Annotated in this window: 2 protein-coding genes; one reads left to right on the top strand and one right to left on the bottom strand. The window is 72.0% G+C overall.

Annotated elements, in window-relative coordinates:
- Nucleotides 1–326: 326 nt before the first annotated feature.
- Nucleotides 327–821 (top strand): MarR family winged helix-turn-helix transcriptional regulator, encoded by a 495-nt coding sequence (locus BFF77_RS25640; protein ID WP_079125497.1) that lies wholly within the window; start codon nucleotides 327–329, stop codon nucleotides 819–821.
- A 170-nt stretch (nucleotides 822–991) separates the two neighbouring features.
- On the opposite strand, the gene BFF77_RS25635 is transcribed toward BFF77_RS25640, so the two are convergent.
- On the bottom strand, nucleotides 992–1,651 hold a 660-nt coding region (locus BFF77_RS25635; RefSeq protein WP_066953994.1), incomplete at its 5' end, for a protein phosphatase 2C domain-containing protein.

Here is a 1,651-nt window from a genome sequence, read left to right as displayed (position 1 = left end):
CTCCTCACCGCTCCCGCGCTCGCCCCACCCGGCAGGGTGAGGAGGAGCGCGGGAGCGGTGAGGAGCGCGGCGACCGCGGCGATGAGCGCGCGGCCGGTCGTTCCGGATCTGTGCACGGGCATTTCGTGCCTCCGAAGACCTCGTGGGGGAGCGCGTGAATCGGACGACATGGGGTGGGGGTGGACATGTCACCATAACGCTACGCATGTAGACCAGTTGACGGAAGCACGCCACGCGGCTGTTCCCGGAATAAACCTGCGAAATACTGGCCGGGTCGCGGCAACAGCCGTCGGCGAAAGAAACTTTCAGGGGCGGAAAAGCGCGCGATGGGTGCTGACGTGCACGGGAGTGGTACGGGAAGTGAGCCGGAGCACGGCCGGTGGAGCGGTGTGGACCAGGAATTCCTGGCCCTGGAAAGGGAATTGGCCGTCTTTCTGCGCCGTGCCCGCGCCAATTCCGGCGAGGTGGCGCGCGAGGTCCATCCCGAGCTGGAGCCCGGCGCGTACGGCCTGCTCGTACGGCTGGAGGAGGCCGGCAGCCAGCGCGCCACGGAACTGGCCGCGTACTTCGGTGTCGGCAAGGCCACGATGAGCCGTCAGCTCCGCGCGCTGGAGACGCTCGGCCTGGTCACGCGCGAGCCCGATCCGGCCGACGGGCGCGCCTGGCTGATCCGTATCACCGACGAGGGCACGTCCCGCTTCCGGCGGGTCAGGAACGCCCGCCGCGAGCTGTACGTGCAGAAGCTGGCGGACTGGGACCGCGCGGAGATCGCCGAGCTGGCCCGGCTGCTCCACCATCTCAACGAGCGCGCGGAGAGCTGAGGCGGCGGACAGGGGCCAGGGCCCAGGGCTCTGGCGCGGGCGAGGGCCCTGGCGGGCGACGGCCCCGGCACGCGCGAGGCCCCGGGCGCGCGAGGCGGCCCGGACGCGGGCGAGGGGCCCGGACGTGCGGGTGGAGGGAGCGCCCCCGCCATGCCCCCGCGCCCCCTTCGTCACAGCTCCACGTACGTCACCGTCGCGTCGTCGCTCGTCTTTCCCCTGCGGAAGGTCACCCCGTCCGGGTCCGCCGACTCCGCCGCCCTGACCCGGTCGATCAGCTCCTGCGGGCCGCTCTTCCGTACCAGCGCCAGGCAGTCCGCCCAGCCGCCCTCCCCGAACACCTCCACCCAGCGGGCCGCGCCGTCCGTCAGCGCGAGCAGGGACCGTACCTCCGCCGTCGGCGTACGGCCCGTCACCGCCCTCGCCGCGACCGCCGGGTCGGCCGCCGCCGTGAAGAAGCCGCCCTCCGCGTTGCGCAGCGCGTCCGCCGAGGCGGCCGAGCGCAGCGCCTCGCGCGGGAGGCGGTCCAGACGGTCGTCCAGCACCGCCCGTACATCGCCGTCCGGCGACTCCAGCAGCAGCGTCGAGTCCGAAAGGACCAGATGTTCGACCTCGTCCGCGCCCCAACGTGCCAGTACGACGGTGGCCTGAGGGGTGCGTACGTGAGAAAGGTCACATGTTTCGCGATGTGCGTCCGCCGTACGCGTGATCGATACGCCGAGGACCTCTGCCAGCGTCATATCCCGGCGGGAACCGGACAGTTCGGCGAGCGCTCCGCCGAGCCGGGAGGTGAACCAGGACACACCATGCACACAACCGTCGTCCCCGGCCGG

The organism is Streptomyces lushanensis (assembly GCF_001700515.1).
GTDB lineage: Bacteria > Actinomycetota > Actinomycetes > Streptomycetales > Streptomycetaceae > Streptomyces > Streptomyces lushanensis.
The sequence above is the reverse complement of the archived record's forward strand: the minus strand, read 5'-3'. Positions and strand labels throughout refer to the sequence as shown.